This window comes from Variovorax gossypii (genome assembly GCF_003965815.1).
Classification (GTDB): Bacteria; Pseudomonadota; Gammaproteobacteria; order Burkholderiales; family Burkholderiaceae_C; genus Variovorax; species Variovorax gossypii.
On the sequence record NZ_RXOE01000005.1, the window covers coordinates 330709 to 356452 of the forward strand.

Below are 25744 nucleotides of genomic sequence, written 5' to 3' on the forward strand. Positions count from 1 at the left end.
CGAAACAAGACCTACCGGCCCCGCGATTCCCGTCACCTGGCGACGGAACGCTCCGCAGTCCGGCCTTTTGCCTGCTCCTTCCAGCGCTCCGCAAGTTGTCGTGCATCGGTCTGAACGGTCGGCATGCGTGCGACGAATCGATCCACCTGCGCGGCGAGTTCGTCGTCTCCCTGTCTTCGCAGCAGATCGGCCGTTGCGCGCCAGTCTGCTTCCACCTCTCCTCGGGTGTGCTGCATCTTCTCCTGACCGGCATCGAGACCTTTCCCTCCTGATTGGAGAATCCGCAGCACGCTGCTCAGCTTGGTCTGCATGAAGGTCGATGTCTTCGGTGATGGGCACCTGGCCCGTTCGTCAGACGATAGTTGCCTCGATGCCTGCAGCGCCCGGAGCCGATGATGGATTGCATCCTTGTGCGGCTTTCGGATCTGCCCCCTCACCTGCCGTGGCGTCGCATTGGCAGCCACACCCTGCTCGCGCATCAAGGCAGCGAACTGTTCGCGCCATTGCCTCAGCGTGTCCTTGCGGATGTACAGGCGCTTGCCAGGCTCGAACTCATGCTCGCTCTTGACCACCAGGTGCACATGCGGATGCGGCTGGTCGGTGTGCAGCACCATGGCATAACGGTGCTGCAGCGCGAAGTTCTCGCGCGCGAACACACGCGCCGCGGCCAGCACCTTCTCTGGTGGTGTGCCTGCCGGCATCGACAGGACGATGTTGTAGGCCAGCTTGGCGCGGGTGTCCTTCTGGCCCGGAGTCGGCCTCGGCTTGTGCTGGCTCCTGCACAGGTCTAACTGCCAGTCCAGCGTGATCTCGCTGGCCGCGCCTCGCCCCTGCTGCCTCAGCCCCTCGTCCGTCTCGATCGGCAGCTTGCCGTGCCGCCCGATGTAGTCCAGATGCGCCCGGACGCCGCCGGCGTCGCGGCCACCGCCAGAGACTTTCACCATCACCTCGGGCGTGCGACCCACCGTGCGCCGGATCTGTGCGAGCTCGTCTGCGCCGAAGCGCAGCTTGCCGCCGGGCCCTCGCCGTCCATGGCTCACGATGTCCAACGCCATGTCGCGCTCGGCGCCGGTCGACGGTCCAACACGGCTTCGCGCCAGACGCAGGGTCTGCCTAGGCATGGACGGCCTCCCAGCTCACGAGGTTTCGGCGCACCACGGCGGCCGTCGCCTCACGTGCAGCCTCCACCTCCCGCCGGACCATGGCGACCACGTCGCCCAGTTCCACGGCCACCGGCTGCGCACAAGTGTTCGGCATGCCGAACATTCGAAGCTGCCTTCCCAGCGCTGCCAGTTGAGCGCTGACGGCCTTGATCTGGTCCAGTTCGGTCGGCGGCATCACTGCCGAGCCATGGACATGGTTGTGAATCAGCATGACCAGGTAGCTGCCTGTTTTCATGCCACGGGCGCTCGCACGCTCCGCCGCCAATACGCGGTCTTCTAGGCGAAGTCGCAACGTGATGCGATCCGTCGCAACACCACGGACCGTTGCATCGGGCGAGCCGGGTTGTTCAGGGGCAATACGCGCCGTCGGACTGTGCACCGTCAGCGCATCGTCGATCAGCCTGGAGAGGAAGCTTGATTCGCTGAGTTGATGATGTGAGGCCAGCGCGGCGAACCGCGCCTTCGCTTCGGGCGGCACCCGGGTCCCAATCACGCTCGATCGAGAGGGCTTGGTCATCGCAACGCCTTGGCTGTTAACAATGTCTGACGGCAGTCTATCCTGCCCTCATAGCCGCACAAGGACTCCACTCCCCGTTCAATCTTCCTCTCCATGCTCTGCTCGCACGGTCCGTGGTTCAAAACAAGCCAGCGCACGGCTTCAGGATCAGCGGGATACCATCCGGTCAATTCGACGCGTCACACGCCCCTTCTTTTTCGGAACGGCCATGTCTGCCGGACTTGCGCTGGAGGTTTGGAACGACACGGAAAAAGATGCTCGCAAAGCGAGCAGGCAATACGGCAGTCGCCGTGATGGATGGCGATCACCTTGATCGCTGTCTCAGGCAGGTGCGCAAGCAATCCATCCGAATGCCTGCCGCGGCTGCGGCAGATATCCTGCATGACCCTCGCAATGTTCGGCATGCCGAACATGGCGGGAGGGGTTTCGCTGCTACGTACCGATCCCTCTCCCGCGGGCCTCCTGCGACAAGGAGACAATGGGACGCCGGCTCGATGGAAAGATTCAGCCGTATTGGACCGATTCAAAGAACCGAATGCCCTCCCCGTCCCCCGTCCTCATTGCCACAGCGGACCACCGTCTCGCCTTGCTGGGACAGCGCATTCACGCGCGTCGCAAGGCGCTAAAGATCAACGCCAAGACAGTCGCTGAAGCCGCAAAGATCTCACGCATGACACTGCTCAGGATCGAGCGCGGCGTGCCCTCGGTCACGATGGGGGCGTACATGAATGTGCTGGAGGCCTTGGGGCTTGCCATCGACCTGAACACACCGGCAGTGCCACCCCTATCCGTCGTGCCTCCGGAGCGGATCGGGATCGTCGAAGCGCACCTTGGCGACAACAAACGGGTAGCTCGCACCGCCGCGGCGCGATGACCACTCATCCAGGCACCTCCAGATAGGGACGCATCACGCTCGCAACGCGGCAGATCTTGGCGTAGTGCCAGAGCTCGGCCACCGTGGCCTTCTGCTGCATGCGCGCAGTCCGCAGGGCTTCCAGCGCCACGTCCAGGCCGATCTTGTTGCGGTGCTTGAAGCAGTCCGCCACTGTCTTGGCCACGCCATAGACACGCAGTCGCACTTGCTCGCGCTCAACCACGTCGATGCCTGCCGAATAGGCGTCGCCGCAAGCCCGAATCATCCGGATCGGCGGATGCCCGATGCGCGGCGTGTGGCTGCCGCGCGGCATGGCGATCCAGACCTGGCGCGGCGGCTGTGTCGTCAACTCATGGAATTGCAGTGCGCTGAGCAAACAGAGCACCGCCCGGGGAACTTGGGTCGCAACGGCACGCCAGGTCTCGTGCTCGCAACCACAGCGTTCGGGCAGGCCGTACAGGCCGCGCCCCACCTTCTCCAGAAGACCTGCGTCGCTCAGACGCGCCAATGCGCTGCGGGGCACCGCAAGGGCGCCGAGATCCTTCGGTCGCAAGATGCCCTTGCAGGCCAATAAATCGAGAATGCGTCGGGTGTGAGTGTCCAGCAGGATGATCCGGGCAGCAGGGGCCATGTCACCGTCACCTGCAAGCGTTTGACGAAATCAAGGAACATGAGAGCGTGGCGTCGACGACGCACAGCGGCACATTCGCACCGGGGACCGGGCAACACGCACCCTCATCGAGGATCCACGCATGGCCCCAGCCACCTGCCCACGCTCGTGCGGCCAGATTTGCATTCAACTGCGCGGGCGGAAGCCGCCAGTTTTTTTCCAAAATGCTGATGTCCGTACTCCCGGTGCTTGGAAAGAAAGAGTTCGCGAGGCCCACGGTCTGCCCACGGGACAATCGATGGACAGCTCGCAGGTAAATTCCATCACCGCTCCATCAAGAAACGAACCAGATGCCTCGGCGCCTGCGGTCCGTCGGAGGTCGTAAGCAAGAAGGAAAGGGCCGGAGCCGAAGCTCCGGCCCGCCGCGTCAGCGGCCGATGCGCGCGAGCGCCAGGCGCCACAGGCCCGTGTTCAGCCGCACGCTCTCGCGGATGGCTCCGATGCCCCGTGTACGCATCGCGCGGCCGGTGGCCGTGCGGCCGCACACGCCGCCGCGCAGCACGTGCTCCTGGACCGCATTGAAGGTCCGCCAGACATCGTCACCGATGTCGGCCAAACGCCGCCGCTCGAGCCACTGCGCAGGCTGCACTGGCGGCTCGCCCTGGCCCGGATAGCGCAGCGCCAGCGCCTCACGCGCGAAGTCCAGCTGCTGCGCCTGCGAAAGGACGGTGGCACGCATCGCCTCGACCGCTTCGCCCACCCGTGCGAAGTCGCCCGCAATCCGATGCGCGGCCTCGACCACGCCCGCCACCACGTTGCCGCGATGGCTCACGTGGACCAGCCCGAAGTCGCCGATCGCGGTGAGCAACCCGTTGGTGCACACGGGTCGGTAGAGCCCCGCGCGCAACTGGTAGGCGCTGCGCCCGTCGTGCGAGTTGATCAGCACGATCTCCCCGAGCACGTCGCTCAGCGAGAGCGACTGCACCACCGGCTGAAAGCGCAGCATGTGCAGCGCATGGCCCTCTCGATCCGCGTCGCCGCGGCGCGAGCGGGTCTGCACCGCCAGCGTCGGTGCGAAGCCCGCCTCCCCGAGTGCGCGAACGATCTCGCGCGTGCTGATGAAGACATACTTCGGCCCGGTACAGGCCGCGGCCTCCTCGGCGAACACCGCCGGTGCGCTCGCCGCGAGTTCCTGCGGCGACAGGGACTTCATGGCCGCAAAGGCATGAGTCGTTGGAGAGGAGGAGGACGAAAACGAAGACGAGGAAAAAACAGACGACGCGGAGAGAGGCATGGATGAAGTCATGAGGAGCTCCTGAGTGATGTGCAGGCGGGATTGCCTGCGTCACCCCGGGCTCACGCGGCAGCGCAGCGCTCAGGGCCGCCGAAGGCGCGCGGCACGCGCTGAGCACGCACGCACGTGCGCGCGCAGGGCCTTGAACGCGAGAACCGCGTGATACCCTGACCCGACACAGGCGAGCCCCTCCCGCTTGGACCTATCCTCTCCCGGCCCCTCTCTCACCATCTTGAGCTGTCGTCTTGCGCCATGTCCCGGACGCTCAAGAAAAAACCGCCGGGCATGCCGGCGGCCAGGCTTTCAAGGGCCTTCCACGCGCCTCAGGCCTGGATGCGCCCCGCGCTGCGAGCCACCTTCGCATAGGCACTCAGGCGCCGATCGGCGCGGAAATGCAGGTCCTGCTCGATCGGCAGCCCCAGCATGCCACGCAGCCCGGCCAGCTCCGACAGGCGTACGCAGCCCAGCTCCGGAAAGCCCATCCCGAGGTCGCACAGGCCGAACGCGATATCAGGGTCCCCGGGGTCGATCGCGCCGAGCAGCCAGGTGGCACCCGCATCGGGCGTGAACAGCTTGACCACCGGCAGCGGATCGAACTCCGCCTGCGCCCACGAGGGCATGCCGTTGGCCAGCAGTTGCGCGAACTGCGCGTCGGTGAGGAATGAAAAACTGGAAGCAGCCATGGCGTTCTCCTTGAACGGTTGCGGGCGGGATTGCCCAGTACCGTCGCGGGCACGCCGCAGCGCAGCGGTCAGGGTTCGAAGACGGCCCCTAGGGCCGCCAGCGCGCCGCAAGGCGCGCGCAGACCTTGACGGCGAGAACGGTGTGCCACGATGAAGGAGCCAGCAAGCCAGCCCCACGCACCACCACTGCCGCCTTGTTTCTCTTCGACGAAGCGAGCCGCGCCTGAGACCTACACAATGGGCGGGAGGCGTATCGCGCCGTCTCGGGTTCAATTCAGGTCATTCTTGCCAAAATTTGCCATCAAATCTATCATCACGCCATGAGCACGATGAACATTTCCCTGCCCGACGCGCTCAAGTCCTTCGTGGACGAACAAGTCGAGACGCGCGCATTCGGGACCAGCAGCGAGTACGTGCGTGAGTTGATCCGCAAGGATCAGGAGCGTGTGCATCTTCGTGGCCTGCTGCTCGAGGGGGCCGCGTCAGCGCCTGGGAGGCCGGCCGACGCGGCGTACTTCAAGACGCTGCGCGACCGGGTTCGTGCAGCCGGCAAGCCGAAGGCCAGCGCGCGCAAGTGAAAGCCAGGGAGATCGTCCCGCGCGCGCAAGCCCACGAGGACGTAGACGCGATCATTGAGCACTACCCGAGCGAAGATGCCGAGCATGCCGCGCTGGGTTTCATCGACGCATTGGAAGAGGCCTACGCGCACATTGCGCGCCACCCGTCCACCGGCTCACCACGGTACGCGCACGAACTGAATCTGCCGGAGCTGCGGTTCTGGCCGTTGACGCGCTATCCACACCTGGTCTTCTACGTCGAGCACGGGCCACACATCGATGTGTGGCGTGTCTTGCATGGGCAGCAGGACATTCCTGCGCGGATGCGGGTACCGGGCGAGGTCTGACGGCCTGACAAGGCCTGGTTCGAAGACGGCCCCTAGGGCCGCCAGCGCCGCGCCCAGCCGCTGCGCGCAGCCCTTGACGGCGAGAACGCCGTGCAACGCTGAAGGCACCAGCAAGACCGCCCCCACCCTCTTCTCCCCCTCTGCTCCCCCCGCTTTCTGGCTCCCCGGGATCCGGGCAGCACGCGCACCGCGCGCCCCGCTCGGAACGGATCCCTTCAGGGGCACCGCGACAGGGACTTCCTGGCGACGAGGGCTTAGGTCGATGGAGAGGACGAGGACGAAGAGGAGGAGGAAGAAGAAAAAGCCGACGCAGCGGAGAGAGGCACGGATGAAGCCATGAGGAGCTCCTGAGTGACGCGCAGGCGGGATTGCCTGCGTCACCCCGGGCTCACGCGGCAGCGCAGCGCTCAGGGCCCGCCGCAGGCGCGCGGCACGCGCCGAGCACGAAGCGGCGCCCCCTTCCCGGTGTTCGGCATGCCGAAGACCGGCAAGAACAAGCACGGCGCGCACGCACCCTTGCTTTGGCACATCGGCGCGCCGGTACTTCGATCCGCAGGCGGCGCGGCAACGCACCGTGGACCTCATGGCTGCCACTAGGCGCTCATCTGGCCCATCGTCATCCGCAACGGCGAAGACCCGGGCAAGGTTCTTCGCAAGCCGGGCCATCCAGCCGTATTCAACAATTCAAGAGAACCTTATTTTGAGCAAAATAAAGAGCACTTAAAGTCCCAGGAGACTCACATGGTCATCTCGGTGCGCGACATCGTCCCCTTCTCCACGGCTCGGACACATTTGTCCGATCTCGTGCTGGAAGTCCAGAACGGTGCGGAAAAGATCATCACCAAGAACGGTGAACCGGCGGTCGCCGTGATTGACATCAAGCGACTGGATCACTATCACCGGCTGGAACGCGCGCATGTCCACTTGCTCTTGTTGGAAGACGTGGACAAAGGCCTTGCCGACGTCAAGGCCGGCCGCACCATTGACGCCAGAGCGGGGCTCAGCGCCTTGATGAAGCGCAAGCGCAGGACGGCGACCGGCGGGCGCGACAAGGACTGACTGAAATGCGGGACGCCGACGGCGATGAACCTCGAGCCAACGTCCGATACGCAGCGAGCTTCGCCCGGAATCTGGAAGCTATCGAGACGTACTGGTTGGAAAACGGCTTCATCGAAGGCTACGACCGTCTCTTGGTTGCATTGACCGAGACGGTGGTGCCCAACCTGGAGCGGCATCCGGGCATGGGACGCCTGTTCCTGGAAAGATCCGTCGACTCGGTGGAAGCCGAAAGAATCGGCAAACGCATCGTCTCCCAGTTGTCCGGGCTCGGGCGGGATGCGCGTATTCGCGAATACGCGATGGACGATCATCTGGTGCTCTATGTCCACCTGCGCACCAGGTCAGATCCGTCGGGCGCCGAGCAGCTGCTGGCCGTCAAACATCAGAAGCAGCTCGGGTGCGATCTGTTTGCGAGGAACAGATAGGCGCAGGCACCGCGCCGGATGCCGGTCAGAGGCCCATCCTTGCCGGTCGCCTGCCGCACGGCGTCAGGAGCATCACCGACGCCCGCAGGGTCCGCCGGCGTCTTTCTTGGGCCTTGTTGGCATACGACAGCACTCTAAAGTTGCCGGGGCCGTACGACCTGCCGGTGCTCGTTCGGCACGCCGCACGAACACCGAGAGGCAGGCAGAAGGAAAACAAGAAAAGCGCGTCGGACCGAGATCGCGGCTACACCGCGTCACGGCGCCGGATGGCCGGCGACCGTGGGCCACAGGCACCCGGCCGTGCGCTTGAGCGTCATGCGCGACCGGCTGGACCCCGGCCGGACTGGCCAGCCCTCCACGAGAACCACGGCCAGGTGCTCGGCATGGGTCAGCACGAAGACGTGCTCGCCATGCCTTCGGGACTCATGCCGGCAGGACCGCTTCCCTCCGCGTGAAGCTGCGTGCCCGCGCCCGCGCCCGTGCCTGGCAGGCAGCAGGGCAATGGGGTTGCCACTTTCATGCGGGGTATCCCTGGCTTGCCTGGCGGCTCAGCGAACGGGCACCGCCATGCTGCACCTGCTGTAGACGACCTTGCAGGAGGTATCGGCGCACAGCTCCAGCACGGTGCTTTCCGCTTCGCTCAACTTGCGTGCGCTCGCAACGCTGTAGTGCGTGTCGCTCTTCGCGAGCGCGACGCATCCGTTGGAATATGCGGAGACCAGCTCGCACTTCTTCGAGCCCAGGGAAAGGCAGTTCGCCATGGCGATTCTTTCCGCCTCGGGTCGGCTGGATTTGTCGCGCGACGCACCGATGTTGCCCGTGTACTGGGCGTCCAGGGCGACAGCTCCCCATCGCTCGATGTACGTGACGCTTCGCGGCCCTGACGAGGCCTGCGCCCCGGCTTGGCCGGAGCCAGGAAGAGGCCGGCACGAGGACGTGCCTGGCCCGCCTTCGGGAACCATGCCAGTTGGGCAACCGCCCTCTGCATGAGACTGAGTGCTCATCACCAGCACGCAGCAAAGCAATAGTACTTGCGCTCTCATCGACATCTACCTCGGGTCGGCTCTGCAGGTCAGCGAACGGCGATTGCCTTGCTGCAGTCGGTGAAAACGACTTTGCAGGAAGCTTCGTCGCACTGCTTCATCGCCGCGCCCTGAGCGTCGCTCGGTGTGGGCCGGCTCGCGATTCCAAAGTGAGCGGTGCTCTCTGCCAATGCCACACAACCGTTGGAATAGGTCGAGATCAGCTCGCACTTCCTGGAACCCAGGGAGAGGCAGTTCTCCATGGCGATCCTTTCTGCTTCGGTGCGGCTGGACTTGTCATGCGAAGCGCCCACATTCGCCGTTGCGTGGGTGTCCATCGCAACGGCCCCCCATCGCTCGATGTACGTGACGCTCCGGGGCCCCGACGGGGCCTGCGCCCCCGGTTGGCCAGGACCAGGAAGAGGCCGGCAGGAGGACGCGCCCGGGCCGCCTTCGGGAACCGTGCCGGCGGGGCAGCCGCCCTCCGCGTGAGCGAGCGGCTGAATGCCGAACAGGCAGACGAGCAGGGGCAGGGGCAGGGGCAGGGGCAGGAGGAATCTCATGGTGACCGGAGATCCCGATGCGGACCATGTGTCTCGCTCATGCAGTTTCCTGGCCATATTCAACCCTCCTCAGTAAGTCCTGCGCCAGACAAGAAAGATGTCCTTGCGGAAATTGCTGTCCTTGTTGCCGGGAATCTGCTCGTCCCGCGTCGGAATGAACATCGCCGTGTAGACGCTGATGGTGCGGTCGTCCACCTCGAGGTACATATCCGGCGCGCCGGCGACAGGGCCTGCGTGGAAGTCGGTCATCTTTTCCCTGGGAACGGCATGCCAGACCAGCTCGTCCCGGAAGATCCGGCCGATGTCGACGCTCGCCTCGTGCGTCGCACCGTCCTTCGATGTCCAGCGCACCTCGGCCGGACCAGGAAAGTTGCGGATACCGAGTTCCGTCGATCCCCATGCATTGCCGTTGTCGTCTGCGGGCTTGGGCGGCGAGGCCTTGCCGTCGGGCTGCCGCGCCTGCTGGTGGCCGTTGTAGACGACCGTACAGCCGACGCTGTCGTAGCACAGCGCCTGGAAGTTGTGGCGCTTGAAGCGCAGCGGGACCTGCCGGGTCAGCGCCGGCGGTTCGATCTCCTGCTCCCGATCGGCCGGTTGGGCATGACCCCATCCGGCCGGCTGAAGAAGCAGACAGAGCAGCAAAGGCAACGCAGTGCGATGACGCATGACCGAGCCGTTCTCTATGGTTGCTTTGCGCGCTGGCAACCCATCTGCTTGATCAGCGCCGACGGATCGTCGGCATCGAAGAAGAATGCCGAATGGACCGGACTGGAAGCAGGATCGGGCCAGGCCTGGAGCCTGCCGCGCGCGAACAGCTGGCGCCCTTCTCCGGGCCAGCTCAGGCGCATGAAGACGTCCCTGCTCCAGGGCGCCATGCCGCCTTCGTCCCACGCGCAGTGGTCGGCGAGCAGCGTGACGGTCACGCCGGGCTCGAGCTGCTGCCGCAGGATCTCGCGGAACTGCGTGGTCGGCTTCTGCCGGCCGGCCGGCGGGATCAAGACGCCAGCCGACGTGGTCCGGCCTTTCGCATCGCGCTCGATGGTCAGCACAGCCTGCACGGACGGCTTGCCGGGTGCGCCGGGCAGCTCGATCGTGCCTTCGGCTTCGGGGCCCGCATCCTTGCCGTTCGTCCACCGAATGCCGGGCTGCGGTGCGTAGGGGTTGTAGGAGGCCTGCCTGACGACATCGCCGAGCAGCAGTTTGAGCGGCGTGTCGTTGGCCGGCGCCGTCTGCGGCGATTGGGCGTATGCAGCGCTTGCGAGCAGCGAAACCGACATCGCGAGGGCGCGCAGACTGCGCAGGGCAATGCGTGAAGGGATTGGGTGCACGGGAGCTCTTTCCTTTTCGGGGTCAGGACGCCTTGCACTGCATGCCTGCGATCCGCTGCAGCGGTTTGTTTCGATAGAAAACGAAGTTCGTGACACCCGGCCCCTGGTTGCCGCCGTCTTCATCGACATAGGTTTCCGCGAACAGCGGCATGGCGATGCCGGGGATGCCCAGCTCGTAGAAGGCGTTCTTCTGCGTGTTCGGTGCGCTCGTGCCATCGTCGAGCGTGCAACGGCCGGCAATGGGCTTGACCGCGGCATCGCTGCCGAACTGCCGCTGCAGGATGCCTTGCGTGTCGTCGCTGGGGTAGAACTTCTGCAGTGCGATCGACAGCACATCGCTCGCATTGCCGTGGAGCACCACGCCGACGTGGCCTTCGTTGTCCTTTTTGACGCCGGCCTGCGCACCGACCTTGCCATCGGGTACATCCACTTCGCCGAAGCCGGCGAGGAGCATGTCGCCGCCGCGATAGTGCGTGGCGTCGGGCGAGACGGTATCGGGGTTGTCCAGCGGCTTCGCGTCGCTCCAGCGGACGCCCGCCACACTGTCGAACGCTGCCCAGGGAGCAGCGGCCTGGCCACCGAGCACGCCCAGCAACCCCTGCAGGGACGATGCCTCGGCGCTGACCGGGACAGGGGTGGCTGCGGGGGCCATGGTGGAGTTGGCAGGCGGCGATGCAGGCGATGTTGCAGCGGGCTCGCACGCGCTCAGGCAGATCAGCAAGGCACCAGCCGATGCGGCACGCAGGCTGGTGCGACGCACGCGCGCGGACAGGCATTGCATGTGAAGGGCTCCTCGGGTTCGATGAAGTCAGCGAAGGCGCTGCGCATTCAGCGGCACTTGACGTCGTAGTCCGAGACGGTTGGAAGGTCCTTCTCGCCCACGGTGGTCAGGGTCAGCCTGCCGGCCGGACCGGCATAGCCGAAGTCGCAGTAGGCGAGGCCGGTGCCAGCGCAGGACTCGGCCTCGGTGATGCCGCGTCTGACCAGCGCGGCCTGCCTGGGTTCAGGGCTGGCCCCGCCCCGCACAGGCTTCCAGCCCTTGTCGGCCAACGCCTTGCGCGCCTTGTCGATCGGCATACCGTAGACGTTCGGCACCTTGGCCTGCCCCTTGCAGACCGACTCTTCATCGGCCAGCTTGCCCAGGCGCACCGTGCCGTCGGCCTCGACATGCAGATCGCCCACCGGCGAGCCGACGATGTCGCCGTCCCACACGCGCACGGCGCCGCCTTCGAGCGCGGTCAGGTTGCCGATGGCGGTGTCGTCTGCCGACTTGCCGTAGGCGAGCGCAACGAGCTTGTCGCCGTCGAACACGGCCACGTTGCCCTGGGTGATGTTGCAGGTGCCGCTGGTGCCGGCTTCCATCTGGCCGGCGAAGCTGACGGCGCGGTAGGCGCCCAGCGGCAGGTCCGCCATCACGGCCCAGCCCTGTGCGGCCACCAGCCGCGCCGCCGCCGACTTCGGCTGGATCACGCGCCACGGGCAGCCGTCGCGGTCGCTGGCGCTGCCGCCCGCCTTGGGCAGGTTGGCGATCGCCTTCATGCGGATGTCCTTCAGGTCGGACGCCACGCGCGGTGCGGACGCATCCGTTGGTGCATTCGGTTGCGCAGCCGCCGGCAGCGAAAGTGCGAGGCTGAGCGTGAACGCAGCCCCCAACACGGCAGATGCATCCATGAGGTTCGGAAATGGGCGTGACAGCATGAGGAGAGCTTGGGAAGACGTTGGTTTCGAGGCGTGGCTGACGCAACGATTGTCGAAGCGTAGCGGGTATGGCGGCGTCCAGTTTCCACCTGATGTAGATGAAATTGCACCTTGGTCCCGAAAGTGCGGGACTAGGATGCGCGCTCGATGTCGCGACTCCGCGAAGATATCCGATGCATGCCTCGATGCCGTCCAGGCTCACAGGATGCGATGTTCCTGGCGCAGCGTGCCTGCGTTGCAACGCCGCTCGGCGATGATGCTTGGGTCATGAGAAGAGAGCTCGTTGCCATGAATGAGTCGGACGCCGTTCCTGTCTTCAGGTTTTCCACGGTCGACTACCCCGAGCGGGATCGATTTCACCTCTGGGTCAAGGACAACCTCTGCGACTGCAGGTTCGAGGATGACGGCTACGGCGCATTCGATGCGGAAGCCACCGGCGCGGCACTCGGCCCGCTGGTCATCTCGGGGAGACGCTGGCCCAAACGGCCGCGGCCTTTGACCTACGCGGTCCATCGCAACGCACGGCGCATCCGACTGGACGGCCAGGAATCCTTTCGCTTTACGTTGCTGCTCAACGGGCAAGTGACCCGTCGATCGATGGGCCCGGATTCCATCAAGAAGTCCGGTGATCTGTTCTTCTACGATGTCGCGCAGATCAACGATTGCATGGTCGAAGCCGGGGACGTGATCAGCGTCGTCGTGCCCAGGCACCTGCTGCCCGGCTCTGCTGCACTTCTGCATGATCGAACGCTCGGAAGCGGCATCGGCCGGCTTCTGGGCGATCAGATACTGTCGCTGTTTCGCAATCTCTCCAGCCTGCAGCACAAGGACGTGCCCGGCGTCGTCCAGTCGACGTTGCTGCTCATGGCTGCCGCCGTTTCGCCAACGGTCGAGGCGATTCACGAGGCGAGCAGCCCCATCCGCAGGGGCCTGCTCGAGCGGATCCGGCATCACATCGATGCGCACCTGCTGGAGCCTGATCTGACGCCCGAGCGGATCTGCCGGGACGTCGGCGTGTCGCGGGCCAAGCTCTATCAACTGTTCGAGGAAGACGGCGGGATCATGCGGCAGATCCGGCGCAGGCGACTGCGTCATGCCTATCAGGTGCTCAGTGACCCTCAGCGTCAACATGTGCGAATTGCGGAGATCGCATGGAGCCATGGCTTCTCGGACGAGAAGTACTTCTATCGTCTTTTCAAGGCCGAGTTCGGTCATACGCCGAAGGAGACAATGGAGCGCCGCTCAGGCCCGGCGTTTCTGCCCTACGGTCAGGTCCCATTGAACGCGGGGAGCAGCCTTCCTGGATGGACGTTGCCATTCGGTGTGCTCAACAACTGATCGGGTGTTCAGCGTTCCGACCGGCCGATTCTGAAGCTGACGGCAGCGAAGAGATCACAAGACCATGAAAAGAGCACTCCTCATATTTTTCCTGGCCTCGCAGAGCGTGCTTTTCTTCGGTCCCCAGGCTCGCGCGCAGGTGGCTTGCCCTTCGGGTTGGATCCCCTATAGCGCGACGTCCTGCGGGCCCGCACCCAATTCGCAGCAATCCCCCAAGCCCAACGACCATGGCGCCCCCCTCCAGTTGGGGTCTCGTTGGGGGGCGATCGCCACCGATGGAGTGAAGGGTGTGCTCGGGACTGCCACCGGGGAGCGCAGCGAGCAAGGTGCCGCAGGCAAGGCATTGGCGGATTGCCAGGCCAAGGGGGGAGCGCCCTGCAAGCTCCAGATTTCCTATGCCAATGGATGCGCAGCGATGATCGTCGGGGGTCGTGGATTCAGTACGGCCTACGCCGGCACCAAGGAAGAGGCCATACAGAGAGCCATGGCGGTCTGCCGCAGCGATGGCGATACCGAATGCCATGTGTACTACACCGATTGCAGCCTGCCGAGACGGGACTCCTGGCCGTAGGTCTCTGTCCAGAGACTGCCAGCGTCATGGCTTACGAAGAGTGGAAAAGATGCGACTCAAAATCCTTCTGGCTGGTTGCGTGGCTTGCATCAACACTGCCGGACACGTTCGGAAGCCCCGTCCTCCAGGCTGGGTCGACGCAGAGATACCAAGCGACCGGTGCACCGAGCTGCACTGTGGCTGCACCGCATTCAGCTTGCCAAGGCAACCGAAGTAGAGATGTCCGCCCCCAAGGTACACAGACCTTTCCGGGGCGCATCACTTTCGGGCGTCACAGAGGAGTTGCACGATGACACTGACAGCCAGCATTGACGAGATCGCCAGCAGCCTGGACGGGCTGGATCCGCCCTGGCTACCTCGCTACGACCTGCGCGCCTATGCCGCCAAGGTGGACAACGAGTGCGGATACACCTCCGACATGATGGTCGGCATGGAAATACACACGAAGATGTTCGAGGAGGTCGTGGCCTTCGTGCAGTTGTGCGGCGCGTTTGCTCAATTGCACCCCTCGGATGCGAGGCAGTATGCGTGTATGCGTGATGACAGGGCGGGGATCGACGACGCGCTTGCCCGCAATGCCAGCCACGCCTGCCCGACCTACACAGGGTTGCTGGCGCTGCTGATCGAGCGGGGCATTCTTGTGCCGCGCGCGCAGAATCCGGCCTCACCTCGGTAAGGCATGGCGCACCAGCCCGTGCGCTGCTGCATCCTGAAGGGCGCGCGGCTTCAACATTTCGCTTCCCACCGGCGATGGCCATCACCGCAGCTTTCGTGCGTACCTTGGCAATCGCGGCGGACTCGCCAGATGCCTCAGCCACTTTCTGTTCTTTGATGGCGTTGACGACAAAGGCATCCAATGCCGGCTCGATGACCCAGACAACCTCTTCAAAGGGGCCGACTCGGCTCGGCGCGTCCTGCGAATTTGTTGAGCCCCTGCTGCAACTGTTCGAGATGCACCGGATGGTCCCTGAGCACGTCGCACAGCCGCGGAGGAATGGGTGGGGAAGCGAGTCTAGGCATCGCACCTGCCTCCTGCAAAAAATTCGAGGTCCATCGACCGGTGAGCCTGGTGGGGCCTCGTCCAACGGTCCACTGGCGGCATCATTCGGACACCTCCTTGTTCTCCTGGAAGCAATTCCAAAAGCCGTCATGGCCAAGCCAGCGGGCCTTGGAGCGCGCCCGGAGCATCGCCCGTTCCTTTTCCCTCGCCCGCTCGATCGCGGCGGTGTCGCCGCTGGCCTCTGCCGCTTGCCGTTCGTCGTGTGCCTGGGTCGCGAAATCTGCCAGCTCATCTTCAAGCGACCAGATGGCTTCATCGAATGGCTGCAGCCTTGGTGCGGCGTGGTCCGCGAATTTGTCAAGCACCTTCTGCAGCCGCGCGATCTGTTCCGGATAGTCCTTGAGCAACTCGAAAAGCTTCGTGGGAATGGGTGGCGAAGCGAGTCTTGGCATCGGCTGGCCTTCCTGCAAGCAAATAGGGGGGTTTCGCTGGCCGTAAGCTTGGCGTGTCGTCGGACTTGTACGTTCATCACACGCGGTGGACGCCTTGCATCCCCCGGGCGACTTGGCATCGCATGAGCCTGGTCGGGCAAGTTGTTCGCGCAAATCACGGACTTTCTCGTGCCGGGCAACAGGATTCCGCGCGTTTCCCTTCTTGAGATAGATCGAGTGAAGCTATGGCTCCTTGGAGCGAGGGAAATCCGCAGCTCCAAGTTCGAGCGCCATGCTCCTGATCGCGTTCAGCGTGCCGTAGCCGGGGTTCTTCCGGCAATGCTTCACCACGTGGTCCACGACCATCTTCTCAGAGAGGTCTGGGTAGATCCTTTGTGGGTTGTACGTGTTGTATGCGGAGATATAGCCGCGCGTGTACTGATGCAACTGGGCGCGGACCGACGGGTCTCGCTGATGCCCAAGGACCGTGCGGCAGGGCAGACCCTCGTAAACCGAAATGACGGGCTTCGTGGCAAACGCCGTTGAACCGAAGAGTGCCGCGACAAGAAAAATTGCTTTCACAGGAGTTGACTTTGCTTGGATTTGCAGCGGCTGCAATGCGAGCGATGCGGGGACATCAAGACGTCTCACTCGAGGAGGCGAACCGCAAGCGAAGAAGTACAACTGCCGTGCAAACGAGCTACCGTTGAACAATATGCCATGGCTCACCTCCTAGCGCAGCGGTTCGAACGACGGCGATGTGAAGCCGCCCTCCATCGTGCCGCTCAATGCAGTGCCGCTGCAGGTCCACGTCCAGCGCTCGAACGTGTAGTTGCTCTGGATCCAGCGATTGCCGGCGGCGTCGCCGCCAGGCGAGCGAACCGACCAGCCTATCTCTGCGTTGTAGTGTGCTGCATCGCGTCCGTCGATCACGACGCCTTTGGTATCGACGATCTTTTCGCGCGTTGCGCCGTTCTCGATCGGCTGAGACCCCTTGTCTGCGCCGATCTTGTCCTGTGCATGCAGCTGTCGCAGACGATCCACGCAGGCGTCGAAGCTGGCGAATGATTCCGATGGCGTCTGGCGCAGCGGCAAATGTCCGCTCGCATGGACCGATGGCGCGAACAGTACCAGCACGCTCAGCAAGCAGGGGATTGCGTCGAGTCGCTTCATCCTTAAGCCTCCTGTGTACAACCAGCGGCCCCCTGGCAGAAGAACATCGATGGGTAGAAGCACCACGCGGGCGCCAGGCGATGCCCCGGTCTTCCGGCCAGCATGCCTCGCCAGGAGCATTCGGCGGGCACGGACTCAGGGTTCATATCCTTCAAATCTTGCTGTGTTGACGCGCCAGCTGCAACCTGGGATCAATGAATCGAACGACGCCCAACGCCAGGTGGCGGCCGATGATTGACGTGTTTCATCCATGTGTAGTGCTCTTCTTGCAGGCGGTGCCGAAAACCTTCTCTCGACCGGAGCGCTCGCTGCAATGGTGGTCTCAGTCAGGATCTGATGTGGAACATCGGGACGCAGTGTGCATGACCTTCGCCGCGCCGAAGTGGACTCCGCTGAGTAGATTGGTGGAATCCCGTCCGACGCAGTCATCCCATGGTCTCGGCCTTGCTGTTTGCGTTTCACGGGCGCTTCTCACCATCTTCATTCAATGCGGTGATGAGACCGTCATCATGGCGATCCCGTCACCCGCGAGAGTTCCATGAAGAAGATCCTGAATCTAGGGCTAAGCACCGTGATCGCGTTGTCGCTCGTACTTCTGTCCACGGGGGCGAGCGCCTTTTCCGGCGACGCCACGGACAACGCATTCGCCGCCTTGCTTTCGATGCCAGGCGCCGAGCCGGAGCAGGGCTACTGGGATTTTCCGAAGCCTGATGACCTGCCGGCGCGCGACGAGACGGCCCTGATCACCTATCTGGCGAAGCAAATGAAGGACGGCGCGGACCCCAATGCCTACCGGCACCTCGGCACCCTGCTCCACCACGCCATCCGCGCGGGCCAGCAACGCACCGCGATCTGGCTGCTTGCTCATGGCGCGGATCCGCGCAAGACGCTCCAGGGCGGCACGGACACCGCCGTGACACTCGGCGTTCGCTACAAGCGCGAAAAGGTCCTGCTGGCACTGAAGTCGACCTATGGCCTCGTGCCCGACACGACGCCCGCGTCATCAGCAAAGCCGCCACCCCAGCCCGTGGATGCCAGGCGCATCGCTTCACTGACCTTCGGCTCCCCCGCCGACGACAAGCTGGCGCGGGACTACATGCGCCGGGTGGCGATATCCGTGACCTCCTACAACCCCCAGAGCGACCGGACGGCCACCAGCGAGGCTGCCGTTGGTCAATGGACTGCGCTGGCCGCCCGCCTGAACCCCGAGGTCTATGCCCGCATCATGGACGACGATCAGGCCGTGAGCGACCTGGTACTGATGCACAGCCGCTCCGCCGCGGGCCTGGACGCGGCCCTGTCGGGCGTGCCCGCTCCGGTCCTGCAGCGTCGCGTGAACGCCGCGGTGCGCGGCCTGGCGCAGCGTGCCGCGCTGCTCGGGTCCTCGGGCGACGCCCTCCCCGCCTACGGGCTGGCACCGGAGCTCTGGCGCACGCTGTGGCGACATCTGCCTCGACCGATCGACTACACCGAGTGGCCCTCGCTGGCCGGGCGGATCCAGCCCGAGCTCTGGGGCGAGCTGTTCGCCAGCGGCTACGCCAACCGCGACGCGAACACCGCGTTGCAGTGTGCGCCTGCCGAGATGGGCGCGAAGGCCTTCGAGGCCGCTTGGCCTGTCATGCTTGCGCAGTTCGGCAACGCCCGCGACACCGTACCGATCACGATACTGAGCCAGTTCCGGCTCATCGGCTCGCAGTACCCCGACTGCGCAACCTCCAGCGAGGCCGACACCCACGCAAAGCTGCTTTTCCTTGCATCGCAGGGGGCAGCCCGGCCGATTCGCGGGCTGGACGCCAAGCGCGTCGCAGCCGATGCCAAGTCACTGGTGCCAGCCGTGAGCCCCTTCATTGACAACACGGCGAGCGGCAAGCCCAGGCTCGTCGACGCGCAGGCGAACTGCACCTTCGAACTGACCGAGCCCTTGTACCGCGAACTCCTGAACCACGCGACGGTGAAAGGCGACCAGGACACCGTGGAGGTTCGCGTTGAAACGGTTCAACTCATCGAACTCCCCGGTGATGCTCGATGCAGCTTGCTGGTGGGAGGCAGCTCGCAGGTCGACGGCTATGTGGGCGGCCTCGTGGACACCTTCACCGGGCCAGAGAACAACCCCACGCCCTCGTGCCCCGATCCGAGCGACCGGTACGAGGTCTGGCGCGAGCGCGGCGGCAAGGTCAAGCGTCTGAACACCGATATGGGCGGCGACGATGGCGTGCCCCGGCTGATGCCGGTCCAGGACACGGTGACGGGCCATCGCTATTACCTCCACGACGGCATGCAGTACGGCAGGTGCCATGGGGCGCTCAGGCTGCCGTTCACCTTCGAATGGAAGTCGTCGGCACAGGGGCCTGCGCTGATGAAGACGACGGCATTGCCCGAGCTGGAGGAGGCGCTGTATGCGCAGTGCGATGTCGGCGACAGGGCCGGTGTGCGATGCAACGGCATTTCCGCGTTGAACGCGGTCGCCCCTTCTGCGGCCGCCTCCACTCGAAAGGATGCCTTCAACAGCCTGGATCTCCAGACGTTCCTCAAGGTGTTTCGCAAGACGCAGTTCGACGACTACCAGGCCGCGGTACAAGCGCTGGACAGACCGCGCCTGCAGGCCTTCAAGACCGCAGGCGTTCCCGGCCCGTGGACCGCGGAAGCCATCAAATCGCTGGCGCGCTCGGATCTGCCGCTGGCCGACCGGCGCCGGCGCATCGCCTGGCTGTTTGCCGACCATGACCAGCTGGCGCGGGCGTTGGACAACGAGGTGCTGGCGTCGCTGGCGGACTGGCTGCCGCGCGAAGACTGGGGCCCGATTCTGGGCGTCGTCACAAGTCACCGGGACGTCTACTACGGCCTTGGCTATCTGCGAGCCGGCCTTGCCGAAAAGAAACGCGATGCACTTGCCTGCGACATCGACCGCGCCCAGGGCTTGATGTGTGGCGAGACCTGGGGCGCTGACCGCTAACACCAGAGAGGCCAGGGCAGCAACGCTGAAGGGCCGCCGCAGGCGCGCGGCACGCGCCGAGCACGCGCGCATGTGCGCGTCCAGGACCTTGAACGCGAGAACGAGGGGGAGCCTCAGGGCTTTCACAGGCAAGCCCTCCCTCTGCAGCCGCCATGTCCCTGTAGTGCATCGAACAGACCCTCATCGCGCTGGCGGCCAGCTGCAGGACGACCACGCCCATGCCCGGCAGGAAGCCGGCCACCATGAGGCATGTCGGGCCGCGCGGCGCCTCCATTCCATTCAGACGTCGCTTCAAGGCAACGCGGCTCAGTTTTTTACGAACTTTGAACGACTTTCGTTCTACACCGCATGTTGTCGGGGCGGCGCGGCAGGCCCCATCATCTGCAAGACGCAACTTGTAGGAGATGCGGATGGATTCACTCTGCGCCAGCAAACTGTTCCGTGAAGCCGGGCGCCGCGTCGATGTGGGATCCGTGGCACTGGAGCCTTGCGTGCGTTTCGCCTCCGTGCGGATGCATGGCGACGCTTTGGCCGAGCACGGCGGGTTAGCGGCGCTCGACAGCGAAGGCGGCAGCATCAATGCGAGGTTCGCGACACCGACCCTGCGCCCGCGGCGAGAGACCTCCTACGCGGGCCAGTACCGCGACGAACTGCAGGACCACGGATTCAATTTCACTCTGAATTGGGCTTTCTGAGGGAGATCGCGATGACCGCTCGGAACTTTTCAACCATTGCTGCAGCCAGCAAAGCCGTCAATTTCGTGCTCGCGGAAACGGAGCTTGGAGCCACGCCAGCGCACTACTTCGAGCCGACCAATCTGGGTGGACTGCCGCCGACGGAGTCTGAGCTCAGGGTCAAGGAGGACACGGAGCTGGGCAATCGCACCCGCTTCGCGACCCATATGTGCCTCATGTCGGCCAGTCAGGCCTTGAAGGCATGCCTGGACCTGCTCAGTTGTGAAGTCGATCTGCCTCCCCGTGAACGCGTGCGCAAGTTGGCGGAAATCGCCAGCAAGGCACGCGCCGCCGAGGAGATGGCTGCGCAGGCCGCCGGCGTTCTATTGGGCGAGGTCAACATGCTCGAGAACGCCTCGATCGTGGTCTCGCGCGGGGCACCGTGAGCTGCCGCAAGCCGCGAAAATTCCCAGTAGCTCTTCCAGCGACACCTCGCTCGCACCTGCCCCGCAAGATGTTGTGGATAGCAGTTACTGCAACGGTTGTCGTAGTCAAGACCTTACGTCAGGCGCAACACGCGCGTGCTTGATCTTTGCCGCGCCGAAGTGAGATCCGCCAGGGAGATTGATGGAATCCTGTCTCATGCAGGCATTGCAGCATTCTGGTTGACCTCTTGCGTCTCACGGAGGCTTCTCATCGCTTTCATTCAATGCAGCGTTGGCACCGCCACCATGGCGATCCCGTCACCGTCAGCGCTCCTCCCTCCCCGCCGCGCGGCGAGCCGACATGGGCAATCCCAAGGCAGCACCATATGTGCATCACCTAGATGTCGAATATATTGGACATTTGCCCTTTAGTTCGACAGAATGCACACATGTCCACCCTTCACGAAATCGGCAACGCCGTGCGCACCCGCAGGATGGAGATGGGGCTCACCCAAGACACCCTCGCCCGCATCAGCGGGCTTTCGCGTTCGACCGTCAATGCCGTGGAGAAACAGTCCATCGGCAACCTGAGCATCTCGAAAGCCGTCGCCCTGCTCGAATCCATCGGCCTGTCGATGAGCGTCACGACGACCGGCGCGACCCATGCTTCGTCTTCTCATAGGAAAGTTGCTCCGGCCAGGTCCGCGCTGGAACGCGCTGCAGCCACGGCCGGCGTGAGCTACCAGTCGGCGATGACCGCCAGGCAATTGGAAACGGCGCTCGTCACGGATGACGCCCCACTGCGAATCCGGCCGCATCTGCAGGTCTTGTTGGACGAAGCGCCTGTCTCGCTGCTCGCGAAGGTGGTGGACGAAATCCATGCCGAAAAAGGCATGGCGAAGGCCCGGGTCTGGGACCGGATGCGGCACCTGGCGCACGAACTGCAGTGCTTCAGGCCCATGTGGCAATGACGAAGGTCGATTTCACGCGCGAAGGCCCGTGGCGCAGCCTTTGGCCCAAGGCACTCGGCCTCATGTCGCATCTGGAGAGAGTCACAGTCGATCCGCAATGGACCTTCGGCGGCAGCACCGTGCTCATGCTTCGCTTCGACCACCGCTTCAGCAAGGACATCGATCTCTTCGTACCCGACCTCCAGTACCTGGGACACGTGAATCCTCGCCTTGGTGGCCCCGCAGAGGAACTCACCAGCGAGTACGAGGAAAACGCAGAGTTCATCAAGCTTCAACTGCCCGCAGGCGAAATCGACGTCGTGGTCGGGGCTGCACTGACGCAGCCGAATTGCGAAATCGTTGACTACGAGGGGCGCCCGATCCATGTCGAAACATCCGCCAGTTCCACGGTACTTGGAAGCATGCGAATCCATTAGCCGACTTCGGCATTGATCGAGTCGGTAATGAAAAATAGAACCGGCCGTCACGATGTCCGGGTCTCTCGACGGCCTACGGCAGCACCTGCTTGGGTTTTCGTGAGGGCCCGTCTGGCAGCCAGTCCTGCGACCTGCAACCGTCGCAAAAGAACAGAAGTGCACCGCCTCGCGGTTCGCGAAGCGGCGCACGAAGGACCTCAACGGATCCTCAGTCCTCCTCGGGTCCGACCATCGCCTGCAGCCGCTCGATCACGCCGGGTTCGACGAAGACGCACGGCACATCGGGCGCCAGCGCCACGTTGGCCACACGCACAAGGACTTCGCGCTTCAGGTGCGCAAGCCGCCCCGTGCGCCAGGCCTGCTCGGGCCGCATGTGGTCCTGGTCCGCCGGCACGCCGCTGCGCTGCGGGTCGCACTCGATGAGCGCGACGAAGCCCTCCTCGAAGAGCCTGCGATGCTCGGCGCACAGGCCCCAGCCTGTCACGGTGTGGCGCTTCATGCTCTGGCGCAGGCGCCTGTCGAACAGGATGCCGCCGGTGTCGAAGCCCAGGCCGCATACCAGGCAGAGGTGCTGTTCCATCGAAACGTGTGATTTCTCGTCCATGACGATCTCCGGTTGTCCGGGCGGAATTGCCCGCCGCCGGGACCGCACGGCGCAGCGCAGCAGTCAGGGGTCGAAGACGGCCGCCAGGCCGCCAGCGCCGCGCCCAGCCGCTGCGCGCAGCCCTTGACGGCGAGAACGCCGTGCAACGCTGAAGGCACCAGCAAGACCGCCCCCTCTTCTCCCTCTCCCGCTTTCTGGCTCCCCGGGATCCGGGCAGCACGCGCACCGCGCGACCCGCCCGGACCGGATCCCTTCAGGGGCGCCGCAGCGCCCCCGCGGCCGCGCTCAAAGCAGGCCGCGCTCGGCCATCGAGGCCACCCGGTTCGCGCCCACCACGATGTGGTCGAGCACCCGCACGTCGATCAGCGCGAGCGCCGACTTCAGCGCCTCGGTCACCGCCAGGTCATCGGGCGACGGCTCCACCACCCCCGACGGGTGGTTGTGCGCCAGGATCACCGCCGAGGCGTTGTGCTGCAGTGCGCGCTTGAGCACCTCGCGCGGATAGACCCCCGTCTGCGTCAAGGTCCCCCGAAACAGGTCCTCGAACGCCAGCAACGTGTGCCGCGCATCGAGGAACAGCACCGCGAAGCTCTCGTGCGCCTGCCCCGCGAAGTGCAGCTTGAGGTAGTCCGAGACGGCGTACAGCGACCGGAACGCCTCGCCCGGGCGCAGTTCCTCGGCCAGCAGCTCCCGCGCCAGGCGCAGCCCGCACAGCAGCTGCGCGCACCCCGGCAGCGACGAGTCCCGCGCGAAGCACACCAGCTTGTGCAGCGAACGGCCCTGCGCCGCGTACAGCCCCTCGGCTTCGGCGCCGAGGAACGGACGCAGCGCATCGAGCACCTGAAGCTCGCGCACAGTGAAGGCCGACGGTCCATGAAAGGAAGCCGGGGAAGACGAAACAACGGAGGAGGACGAGGAAGAGGAAAGTGCGTTCATGACGAACTCCTGTGGGTGACACAGGCGGGATTGCCTGCGAGACCCCGCCACCCCGTCGCAGCGCAGCGCTCAAGGCCGCCGCAGGCGTGCGGCACGCGCCGAGCACGCACCCACGGTGCGCGCGCAGGGCCTTGAACGCGAGAACGAGGGGGTAGCCTCAGGGATCACAGGCAAGCCCTCCCCAACCCACACACCGGTCACGAAGGTACCCGCGTGCGATCCCATTCGCCGCCGCACGGCGAGCGCGCGTCCATTGCAGGCGGGATGCTCGACACTGGCGCCAGCACGCCGCAGTACTGCGGTCGGGTTTCGAAGAAGACCGCGAGGTCCGCGAACAGCGCGCACGCTGAACGCAGCAGCCAGCCCCGTCCTCTCTCCCTTGGCGTCGGCAACGGCGGACCATCCATATTTAATTCCCCTATTACATAGCTTAATCAATAAAAACCGAGATAATCTACAACACAATGGATTTACAAATCAGCACTCCAGAGGAGCTGCTCAAGCGACTTTGCGAGCGTCTTCGCAAGGAGCGGTTGACCCAGCAGATGACGCAGGTCGATGTGGCCGCGCGCGCCGGCCTCGGGGTCAACACGGTGTCCAACCTGGAGGCCGGCCGAAACGTGACGTTCGAGAACGTGATTCGCGTGGCCATGCTGCTCGGACGCGCGCAGGAGCTGGAGGAGCTGTTCAAACCGAAGCTCGACAGCGTGGAAGACATCCTCCGCTACGAAAACAGCGCCACGCGACACCGCGTCAGAAGGAAGACCGGGAATGCCTAGGCAAGTCGACGTCTTCTATGACGGCTGGGGCGAGCATTGGCGATGGGGCACGCTCGTGTCCTCCACCGCCATCACCGGACGCCCCCTCATCGCATTCGAATACAGCGATGAAGCACGCAGCAGGGGGCTGGAACTGTCGGCCTACACCCTCCCCTTGAAGGGCCCGAAGCTGCGCAGGGACTTCCCTGCGCATCAACTGGGACTTCCCGGGCCGATCTATGACGCCTTGCCCGACGGCTGGGGCATGCTGCTGATGGACCGCCTGTTCAAGCGGCGCGGCCTCAATGCCGCACGCATCGGTCCTCTGGAGCGGCTGGCGTACATCGGACCCCATGCGATGGGAGCCATGTCCTTCGAGCCCGTGGCCGCCGAAGTGCTTGCGCCGAACGAGGGAATCCCCCTTGCCCAGCTGGCCGCCGAGATCCGGGAGGTCCTCAATGGCGAAGGCGGGGAATTCCTGCAGAAATTGCTGCGCATGGGCGGCTCGCCGCAGGGAGCCAGGCCCAAGGCACTGCTTTATCGCGACCCCGGCACCGGCGCCTTGACCACCGCAAGTGCGCCCGGCCTGGAGGCATGGCTGGTGAAGTTCCCGGGCCAGCATGAACACCCCGAAGTGTGTGCGATCGAAGCCGTCTACGCCGACTGCCTGCGCCAATGCGGCATCGAGACGCCGCAGACAGGGTACAGCGAACTCCCGAACGGCCAGGCAGCCTTCGCGACCAGGCGCTTCGATCGGCAAGGGGAGGTGCGGGTGCCGATGCAAAGCCTCGCTGCCTTCACCGGCGCGGACTTCCAGACCCCAGGAGCGCTGGACTACGCCAATTTCTTGCGCGCCACCCAGATCTGCACCAACGATGTGCGGGAGAAATCCGCCGCCTTCAAGCGCGCTGTCTTCAATGTTGCTTTCAACAACCGGGACGATCACTCGAAGAATTTCGCGTACGTCATGTCCTCGACCGGGCAATGGCGGCTGGCGCCGGCTTATGACGTCACCTTCTGCGAAGGACCGGGCGGCTATCACCAGATGGACGTGATGGGCGAGGCTCTGGAGGTCGAGCGCAAGCACCTGCTGCTGCTCGGCCAGCAAGAGGCGGAGCTCTCGGGTCACGACGCAGGCCGCCTCATTGACGGCATCTGCGACGCAGCGGCCGGATTCTCGGTGATGGCCAGGAACACCTACCCTGGCCAGATCACCCAGGACACCATGCGCGCGATTCAAGGTCGAATCAACGACAACATCGGGCGACTCCGGTAAAGCGATCCGCAGAGGCCGCAGAAGACCCGGCACGCGGCAGCCTCGCGGTCCTGACTCGAAGACCGATAAAGGCCGCAC

Annotated in this window: 31 protein-coding genes; 15 read left to right on the forward strand and 16 right to left on the reverse strand. The window is 64.6% G+C overall.

The annotated features are described in order from the left end of the window. Window positions 1-32 precede the first annotated feature (32 nt). Both EJP69_RS20340 and EJP69_RS29910 read right to left on the reverse strand, forming a co-directional pair. Window positions 33-1121: a relaxase/mobilization nuclease domain-containing protein gene (locus EJP69_RS20340; protein ID WP_177213767.1), complete on the reverse strand. Its 1089-nt coding sequence runs from the start codon at window positions 1119-1121 to the stop codon at window positions 33-35. After that, the gene (locus tag EJP69_RS29910; protein WP_240652241.1) at window positions 1114-1680 is read right to left on the reverse strand and encodes a hypothetical protein; all 567 of its coding nucleotides are present in this window, start codon (window positions 1678-1680) and stop codon (window positions 1114-1116) included. The genes EJP69_RS20340 and EJP69_RS29910 overlap by 8 nt, the downstream gene beginning before the upstream one ends. A 478-nt stretch (window positions 1681-2158) precedes the next feature. Here EJP69_RS29910 and EJP69_RS20350 point away from each other — a divergent pair, with 478 nt between their 5' ends. Beyond that, on the forward strand, window positions 2159-2554 hold the full coding sequence (locus tag EJP69_RS20350) for a helix-turn-helix domain-containing protein (RefSeq protein ID WP_240652242.1): 396 nt from the start codon (window positions 2159-2161) through the stop codon (window positions 2552-2554). Between the two features lie 4 nt (window positions 2555-2558). Here EJP69_RS20350 and EJP69_RS20355 read toward each other — a convergent pair whose 3' ends face one another. The 3 genes from EJP69_RS20355 to EJP69_RS20365 all read right to left on the reverse strand — a co-directional run bounded on the left by EJP69_RS20355 (window position 2559) and on the right by EJP69_RS20365 (window position 5141). After that, on the reverse strand, window positions 2559-3185 hold the full coding sequence (locus tag EJP69_RS20355; protein ID WP_240652243.1) for a type IV toxin-antitoxin system AbiEi family antitoxin domain-containing protein: 627 nt from the start codon (window positions 3183-3185) through the stop codon (window positions 2559-2561). A 406-nt stretch (window positions 3186-3591) separates the two neighbouring features. Beyond that, window positions 3592-4377, reverse strand: a complete 786-nt coding sequence (locus tag EJP69_RS20360; RefSeq protein WP_170217191.1) for a DUF932 domain-containing protein — start codon at window positions 4375-4377, stop codon at window positions 3592-3594. Between the two features lie 404 nt (window positions 4378-4781). Next, window positions 4782-5141 (reverse strand): DUF2958 domain-containing protein, encoded by a 360-nt coding sequence (locus tag EJP69_RS20365; protein WP_093208684.1) that lies wholly within the window; start codon window positions 5139-5141, stop codon window positions 4782-4784. Window positions 5142-5461: 320 nt separating this feature from the next. Here EJP69_RS20365 and EJP69_RS20370 point away from each other — a divergent pair, with 320 nt between their 5' ends. From EJP69_RS20370 to EJP69_RS20385, 4 genes are all read left to right on the forward strand, one after another. Continuing rightward, window positions 5462-5719, forward strand: a complete 258-nt coding sequence (locus tag EJP69_RS20370; RefSeq protein WP_093208681.1) for a type II toxin-antitoxin system ParD family antitoxin — start codon at window positions 5462-5464, stop codon at window positions 5717-5719. Then, the gene (locus EJP69_RS20375; RefSeq protein ID WP_093208678.1) at window positions 5716-6045 is read left to right on the forward strand and encodes a type II toxin-antitoxin system RelE/ParE family toxin; all 330 of its coding nucleotides are present in this window, start codon (window positions 5716-5718) and stop codon (window positions 6043-6045) included. Before EJP69_RS20370 ends, EJP69_RS20375 begins: the two co-directional genes overlap by 4 nt. A gap of 741 nt (window positions 6046-6786) precedes the next feature. Next, window positions 6787-7104, forward strand: coding sequence for a type II toxin-antitoxin system Phd/YefM family antitoxin (locus EJP69_RS20380; RefSeq protein WP_093208675.1), 318 nt, complete (start codon window positions 6787-6789; stop codon window positions 7102-7104). A gap of 5 nt (window positions 7105-7109) precedes the next feature. Next, window positions 7110-7529: a type II toxin-antitoxin system RelE/ParE family toxin gene (locus tag EJP69_RS20385; RefSeq protein ID WP_093208672.1), complete on the forward strand. Its 420-nt coding sequence runs from the start codon at window positions 7110-7112 to the stop codon at window positions 7527-7529. 548 nt (window positions 7530-8077) lie between these two features. Here the strand turns inward: EJP69_RS20385 and EJP69_RS20390 are convergent. The 6 genes from EJP69_RS20390 to EJP69_RS29540 form a co-directional block, all read right to left on the reverse strand. After that, a complete protein-coding gene (locus tag EJP69_RS20390) occupies window positions 8078-8578 on the reverse strand; it encodes a DUF4189 domain-containing protein (RefSeq protein ID WP_093307969.1) in 501 nt (166 codons plus the stop codon). 23 nt (window positions 8579-8601) lie between these two features. Beyond that, the gene (locus EJP69_RS30005; RefSeq protein WP_126472286.1) at window positions 8602-9171 is read right to left on the reverse strand and encodes a DUF4189 domain-containing protein; all 570 of its coding nucleotides are present in this window, start codon (window positions 9169-9171) and stop codon (window positions 8602-8604) included. Between the two features lie 12 nt (window positions 9172-9183). After that, window positions 9184-9819, reverse strand: a complete 636-nt coding sequence (locus EJP69_RS20400; protein ID WP_206169363.1) for a hypothetical protein — start codon at window positions 9817-9819, stop codon at window positions 9184-9186. Then, window positions 9795-10442 carry a hypothetical protein gene (locus EJP69_RS20405; protein ID WP_126472287.1) on the reverse strand — a complete coding sequence of 216 codons (648 nt, stop codon included), beginning with the start codon at window positions 10440-10442 and terminating at the stop codon, window positions 9795-9797. The genes EJP69_RS20400 and EJP69_RS20405 overlap by 25 nt, the downstream gene beginning before the upstream one ends. Window positions 10443-10464: 22 nt before the next feature. After that, window positions 10465-11094, reverse strand: coding sequence for a hypothetical protein (locus tag EJP69_RS20410; protein ID WP_206169364.1), 630 nt, complete (start codon window positions 11092-11094; stop codon window positions 10465-10467). 176 nt (window positions 11095-11270) lie between these two features. Beyond that, the gene (locus EJP69_RS29540) at window positions 11271-12113 is read right to left on the reverse strand and encodes a PASTA domain-containing protein (protein WP_093208794.1); all 843 of its coding nucleotides are present in this window, start codon (window positions 12111-12113) and stop codon (window positions 11271-11273) included. Window positions 12114-12428: 315 nt separating this feature from the next. On the opposite strand from EJP69_RS29540, the gene EJP69_RS20420 reads away from it, so the two are divergent. The 3 genes from EJP69_RS20420 (at window position 12429) to EJP69_RS20430 (ending at window position 14725) form a co-directional block, all read left to right on the forward strand. After that, a complete protein-coding gene (locus tag EJP69_RS20420) occupies window positions 12429-13478 on the forward strand; it encodes a helix-turn-helix domain-containing protein (protein ID WP_126472290.1) in 1050 nt (349 codons plus the stop codon). A gap of 64 nt (window positions 13479-13542) precedes the next feature. After that, window positions 13543-14049, forward strand: coding sequence for a DUF4189 domain-containing protein (locus EJP69_RS20425; RefSeq protein WP_126472291.1), 507 nt, complete (start codon window positions 13543-13545; stop codon window positions 14047-14049). Between the two features lie 289 nt (window positions 14050-14338). Then, on the forward strand, window positions 14339-14725 hold the full coding sequence (locus EJP69_RS20430) for a hypothetical protein (RefSeq protein WP_093208656.1): 387 nt from the start codon (window positions 14339-14341) through the stop codon (window positions 14723-14725). A 425-nt stretch (window positions 14726-15150) separates the two neighbouring features. Here EJP69_RS20430 and EJP69_RS20435 read toward each other — a convergent pair whose 3' ends face one another. The 3 genes from EJP69_RS20435 to EJP69_RS20445 all read right to left on the reverse strand — a co-directional run bounded on the left by EJP69_RS20435 (window position 15151) and on the right by EJP69_RS20445 (window position 16653). Continuing rightward, complete coding sequence (locus EJP69_RS20435; RefSeq protein ID WP_126472292.1) at window positions 15151-15501, reverse strand: hypothetical protein; 351 nt, start codon at window positions 15499-15501, stop codon at window positions 15151-15153. 222 nt (window positions 15502-15723) lie between these two features. After that, on the reverse strand, window positions 15724-16062 hold the full coding sequence (locus EJP69_RS20440) for a hypothetical protein (protein ID WP_093307979.1): 339 nt from the start codon (window positions 16060-16062) through the stop codon (window positions 15724-15726). Window positions 16063-16212: 150 nt separating this feature from the next. After that, a complete protein-coding gene (locus tag EJP69_RS20445; protein WP_126472294.1) occupies window positions 16213-16653 on the reverse strand; it encodes a hypothetical protein in 441 nt (146 codons plus the stop codon). Between the two features lie 538 nt (window positions 16654-17191). Between EJP69_RS20445 and EJP69_RS20450 the strand changes: the two genes are divergently transcribed. From EJP69_RS20450 to EJP69_RS20470, 5 genes are all read left to right on the forward strand, one after another. Then, window positions 17192-19606: an ankyrin repeat domain-containing protein gene (locus tag EJP69_RS20450; RefSeq protein ID WP_126472295.1), complete on the forward strand. Its 2415-nt coding sequence runs from the start codon at window positions 17192-17194 to the stop codon at window positions 19604-19606. Window positions 19607-20016: 410 nt separating this feature from the next. Further along, on the forward strand, window positions 20017-20301 hold the full coding sequence (locus EJP69_RS20455) for an autotransporter outer membrane beta-barrel domain-containing protein (RefSeq protein WP_170217194.1): 285 nt from the start codon (window positions 20017-20019) through the stop codon (window positions 20299-20301). A gap of 11 nt (window positions 20302-20312) precedes the next feature. Next, complete coding sequence (locus EJP69_RS20460; protein WP_126472297.1) at window positions 20313-20726, forward strand: hypothetical protein; 414 nt, start codon at window positions 20313-20315, stop codon at window positions 20724-20726. A gap of 428 nt (window positions 20727-21154) precedes the next feature. Beyond that, window positions 21155-21676: a helix-turn-helix domain-containing protein gene (locus tag EJP69_RS20465; protein ID WP_093308082.1), complete on the forward strand. Its 522-nt coding sequence runs from the start codon at window positions 21155-21157 to the stop codon at window positions 21674-21676. Then, window positions 21673-22092 carry a nucleotidyl transferase AbiEii/AbiGii toxin family protein gene (locus EJP69_RS20470; protein ID WP_240652244.1) on the forward strand — a complete coding sequence of 140 codons (420 nt, stop codon included), beginning with the start codon at window positions 21673-21675 and terminating at the stop codon, window positions 22090-22092. Before EJP69_RS20465 ends, EJP69_RS20470 begins: the two co-directional genes overlap by 4 nt. Before the next feature lie 208 nt (window positions 22093-22300). On the opposite strand, the gene EJP69_RS20475 is transcribed toward EJP69_RS20470, so the two are convergent. Both EJP69_RS20475 and radC read right to left on the reverse strand, forming a co-directional pair. Further along, window positions 22301-22696, reverse strand: a complete 396-nt coding sequence (locus tag EJP69_RS20475; protein WP_093208635.1) for an ATPase — start codon at window positions 22694-22696, stop codon at window positions 22301-22303. 285 nt (window positions 22697-22981) lie between these two features. Then, window positions 22982-23632, reverse strand: coding sequence for a RadC family protein (radC, locus tag EJP69_RS20480; protein ID WP_126472299.1), 651 nt, complete (start codon window positions 23630-23632; stop codon window positions 22982-22984). Between the two features lie 464 nt (window positions 23633-24096). Between radC and EJP69_RS20485 the strand changes: the two genes are divergently transcribed. Continuing rightward, window positions 24097-24411: a helix-turn-helix domain-containing protein gene (locus EJP69_RS20485; RefSeq protein ID WP_093208631.1), complete on the forward strand. Its 315-nt coding sequence runs from the start codon at window positions 24097-24099 to the stop codon at window positions 24409-24411. Continuing rightward, the gene (locus tag EJP69_RS20490) at window positions 24404-25666 is read left to right on the forward strand and encodes a type II toxin-antitoxin system HipA family toxin (protein ID WP_093208628.1); all 1263 of its coding nucleotides are present in this window, start codon (window positions 24404-24406) and stop codon (window positions 25664-25666) included. Before EJP69_RS20485 ends, EJP69_RS20490 begins: the two co-directional genes overlap by 8 nt. The last annotated feature ends 78 nt before the right edge of the window (window positions 25667-25744 follow it).